Origin of the sequence: Lacisediminihabitans sp., from assembly GCF_036569425.1 — a bacterium.
Lineage (GTDB): Bacteria > Actinomycetota > Actinomycetes > Actinomycetales > Microbacteriaceae > Lacisediminihabitans.
In genome coordinates this window covers 1-4,665 of the sequence record NZ_DATCQQ010000004.1, presented here as the reverse complement: position 1 = coordinate 4,665, position 4,665 = coordinate 1, and the positions used below count along the sequence as shown (strand labels likewise).

Below are 4,665 nucleotides of genomic sequence, written 5' to 3'. Positions count from 1 at the left end.
CAGTCGCCAAGCAGGGTGGCAAGACCACCCTCACGGTCGGGCCGTTCGGTCCCGAGCTGCTTGCCGAGATTCCCGCCGCAACGGCGGGCCAGCCCAACTCCACCAGGCTCGCGCGCTTCATCGGGGTGGACGGACCCCGTTGGTTCCTGCGCGGAGTGATCGCCGGCGAGGGCGCCGTGGATGCCGAGGCGGCCGCCAAGATCGAGGAACTGTTCCGCAGCGTCGTGGTGGTGAGGGGCAAGACCCCGATGCCGCCCCGCGACCTGATTCCCCTGCACATGCCCAAGAGCGCGGCGGCGGCAGAGGACCACCAGGCGTCGACGCTCTGATGTCCGCCCAGGGTGACGGCGACAGGGACACCGAGATCCCGAGTTTTCGGCAGAGTGTCGGCGACGCCCTGCGCAAGAGCGGCCTCGGCCGGGTGACGCCGGGGGAGGTGCCAACGGCCCGGTCGCTCATCACGGCGATCGGCGGAGTTCGCGGGCTCGTCGAGTCGATCCTGCCAGGCCTCGGCTTTCTCGTCATCTACACCCTGACGAAGAACGTGACCCTCGCGGTGCTGGCTCCCGTGGCACTCGCGGTGGTCTTCGTCGTCGTGCGGCTCCTCACGCGCAGCCCGGTCTCCCAGGCGCTCGCGGGCATCATCGGCATCGGTATTTCGGCCGCCCTGGCGCTGCTGTCCGGGCGTGCGGAACAGAACTTCCTGCCGGGCATCATCATCAACGTCGTGAGCGTCACCGTGCTCCTCGTGAGCATTGCGGTGCGCTGGCCCCTCATCGGCGTCATCGTCGGCTTCCTCACCAATGAGGGATTCGAGTGGCGGCAGAACACGTCGAAGCGGCGGGTGCTGTACCTCGCCACCTGGCTGTGGGCCGGCCTCTTCGCCTTGCGCCTCATCGTGGAGGTGCCGCTCTATTGGGCACGCAACGTGGAGTGGCTGGGGGCGATGAAGCTACTGCTTGGTGTGCCGCTCTACGCCGGCCTGCTCTGGGTCACCTGGCTCCTCGTCCGCGCCGCCTACGCGAAGGCCGGCGAGCGAAGCACCGAGTGACAGGAGTGCTGCGGTGTCGAGTCGCGGCGGTGGGGAATGCCGATCCCGTGTACTATTTATCTTGACATCAAGATAGTTTTGCAACTAGCACCCTCGCTGAACGTACCGACGAGACTTAGGCTTGCCTTGCTGGCAGGCGGTCTGGTCGAAAGCAAGGATTGGCACCGGTAGCAGGCAGGGCTCAGTAAGGGAGACGCGCAATGTCGCAGGTCAACAGCTTCGGTTCGAAAGACACCCTCGCGGTCGGTTCGACCGAGTATCAGGTGTTCCGCGTCGATCGGGTTCCCGGTTACGAGAAACTGCCGTTCAGCCTCAAGGTGCTGCTCGAGAACCTCCTTCGCACCGAAGACGGCGCGAACGTCACACGATCCCAGATCGAGGCCCTCGGATCCTGGGTGCCCACCGCCGAGCCGGACACCGAGATCCAGTTCACGCCGGCCCGCGTCGTGATGCAGGACTTCACCGGCGTTCCGTGCATCGTCGACCTCGCCACGATGCGCGAGGCCGTCGCCGCGCTCGGCGGCGATCCCAAGAAGATCAACCCGCTCGCTCCAGCCGAGATGGTGATCGACCACTCCGTGATCGCCGACCTCTTCGGCACCGAGAATGCCTTCGAGCGCAACGTCGAGATCGAGTACGAGCGCAACGGTGAGCGCTACCAGTTTCTGCGCTGGGGCCAGACGGCCTTCGATGACTTCAAGGTCGTTCCGCCGGGAACCGGCATCGTGCACCAGGTCAACATCGAGTACCTCGCCCGCGTCACCATGACCCGCGAGGTCGACGGCGTGCTGCAGGCCTACCCGGACACCTGCGTCGGCACCGACTCGCACACCACCATGGTCAACGGGCTGGGCGTGCTCGGCTGGGGCGTCGGCGGCATCGAGGCCGAGGCGGCCATGCTCGGCCAGCCCGTCTCCATGCTCATCCCCAAGGTCGTCGGCTTCAAGCTCTCCGGCACCATTCCCACCGGCGTCACGGCCACGGATGTCGTGCTCACCATCACGCAGATGTTGCGTAAGCACGGGGTCGTCGGCAAGTTCGTGGAGTTCTACGGCGCCGGAGTGGCGGCGGTCCCGCTCGCCAACCGCGCGACCATCGGCAACATGAGCCCCGAGTTCGGCTCGACCGCCGCGATGTTCCCGATCGACGACGTCACCCTCGACTACCTGCGCCTCACCGGCCGCAGCGAGGAGCAGGTCGCCCTCGTCGAGGCCTACGCCAAGCTGCAGACCCTGTGGCACGACGCCGACACCGAGCCGGTGTTCAGCGAATACCTTGGACTCGACCTCGGAACGGTCGTGCCGTCCATCGCCGGTCCGAAGCGCCCCCAGGACCGCGTCGAGCTCAGCCGCGCGAAGACCCAGTTCGAGCTCGACCTCGGCGCGTACGCCGAGACCGGCCACTCGGAGATGGACGCCGCCCTCGAGGGCACGTTCCCGGCATCCGATCCGGTCGGATTCACCTCGCAGGACGAGGAGACGGCGCACCGCCATGCCGGCAACGGCCACACCAGCCCGACCCCGTCGCACGCGTCGAATCCCTCGGAGGTCACGCTGCACAACGGTGACCACTTCACGCTCGACCACGGCGCGGTCGCGATCGCGGCGATCACCTCGTGCACCAACACCTCGAACCCCTCCGTGATGCTCGCGGCCGGCCTCCTCGCCCGCAACGCGAGCAAGAAGGGCCTCAAGTCCAAGCCGTGGGTGAAGACCACCCTCGCACCGGGCTCCAAGGTCGTCACCGACTACTACGAGAAGGCGGGCCTCAACGGCTATCTCGAAGACCTCGGCTTCTACCTCGTCGGCTACGGCTGCACCACCTGCATCGGCAACTCCGGCCCGCTCGAAGAGGAAATCTCCAAGGCGGTTCAGGACAACGACCTCGCCGTGACCGCCGTGCTCTCGGGCAACCGCAACTTCGAGGGTCGCATCAACCCCGACGTGAAGATGAACTACCTCGCGAGCCCGCCCCTCGTGATCGCGTACGCCCTCGCCGGCTCGATGAACTTCGACTTCGAGGCGGATTCGCTCGGAAAGGACACCGAGGGCAACGATGTCTTCCTCAAGGACATCTGGCCGGACGCCGCCGAGGTCCAGGCGACCATCGACTCCTCCATCGACACCGAGATGTTCACCCACGAGTACGCGGGCGTATTCGACGGCGACGAGCGCTGGCGTTCGCTGCCCACCCCCACCGGGTCGACCTTCGAGTGGGACGAGAACTCCACCTACGTGCGCAAGCCCCCGTACTTCGACGGAATGACGATGGAGACCACCCCGGTGTCGGACATCGTGGGCGCGCGGGTGCTCGCCAAGCTCGCCGACTCCGTCACGACCGACCACATCAGCCCCGCCGGCAACATCAAGGCGGACAGCCCCGCCGGCCAATACCTCGATGAGCACGGCATCGACCGCAAGGACTACAACTCCTACGGTTCGCGCCGCGGCAACCACGAGGTGATGATCCGCGGAACGTTCGCGAACATTCGCCTGCGCAACCAGCTGCTGGACGGCGTGGAGGGCGGGTACACCCGCGACTTCACCAAGCCGGATGCCCCGCAGTCGTTCATCTACGACGCGAGCCAGAACTATCAGGCGGCTGGGACCCCACTCGTGATCTTCGCCGGCAAGGAGTACGGATCGGGCTCTTCGCGCGACTGGGCCGCGAAGGGAACGAGCCTGCTCGGCGTGAAGGCGGTCATCACCGAGAGCTTCGAGCGCATCCACCGCTCGAACCTCATCGGAATGGGCGTCGTGCCGCTGCAGTTCCCGGCAGGCGAGAGCTGGGCGAGCCTCGGCCTCGATGGCACCGAGATCGTGAGTATCTCGGGACTCGAGGAGCTGAATTCCGGCACGACACCCAAAACCGTGCACGTGACCGCCGCACCGAGCGAGCACTCGCCGGCGGGCAAGCAGGCCGTGGAATTCGACGCGGTCGTGCGCATCGACACCCCGGGAGAAGCCGACTACTACCGCAACGGAGGCATCCTCCAGTACGTTTTGAGGTCGCTGGTTTAGGCTGGCCGGATGAGCCTTCTCGAGAGCATCCACGGTCCCCGAGACCTGGACGCGCTGAGCACGGAACAACTCGTCGAACTCGCCGCAGAGATCAGGGAATTCCTCATCACGGAGGTCTCCAAGACCGGAGGGCACCTCGGTCCGAACCTCGGAGTCGTCGAGTTGACGATGGCTGTGCATCGGGTCTTCGACTCGCCGAATGACGCCATCGTCTTCGACACCGGACACCAGGCGTACGTGCACAAGCTGCTCACCGGGCGGCAGGACTTCTCGCGCCTCCGGGAGCGGGGAGGGCTCGCGGGGTATCCGCAGCGTTCGGAGTCCGTTCACGACATCGTGGAGAGTTCGCACGCGTCGAGTTCGCTCAGCTGGGCCGACGGCATCTCGCGCGCCTTCCAGATGACCGGTCAGAAGGATCGTCACGTCGTCGCGATCGTCGGCGACGGCGCGCTCACCGGCGGGATGACGTGGGAGGCCCTCAACAACATCAGCGACGACAACAGCCGCAATCTGGTGATCATCGTCAACGACAACGGCCGCTCGTACGCACCCACCATCGGCGGGATGGCACGGTTCCTCAACGACGTGCGCACC

At 66.2% G+C, this 4,665-nt stretch carries 4 protein-coding genes; all 4 read left to right on the top strand.

The window, feature by feature from the left end; genetic code table 11:
* Nucleotides 1-329 (top strand): DUF3710 domain-containing protein (locus VIM54_RS00435; RefSeq protein WP_331898200.1); only part of this gene is annotated, 329 nt, incomplete at its 5' end.
* Nucleotides 329-1,051, top strand: a complete 723-nt coding sequence (locus tag VIM54_RS00430) for a DUF3159 domain-containing protein (protein ID WP_331898199.1) — start codon at nucleotides 329-331, stop codon at nucleotides 1,049-1,051. The genes VIM54_RS00435 and VIM54_RS00430, both read left to right, overlap by 1 nt.
* A 200-nt stretch (nucleotides 1,052-1,251) precedes the next feature.
* Entirely contained in the window at nucleotides 1,252-4,071 is a 2,820-nt protein-coding gene (gene acnA, locus VIM54_RS00425) for an aconitate hydratase AcnA (RefSeq protein WP_331898197.1), read from the top strand.
* A gap of 9 nt (nucleotides 4,072-4,080) precedes the next feature.
* Nucleotides 4,081-4,665: 1-deoxy-D-xylulose-5-phosphate synthase N-terminal domain-containing protein (locus VIM54_RS00420; protein WP_331898195.1), on the top strand; the 585-nt coding region annotated here is incomplete at its 3' end.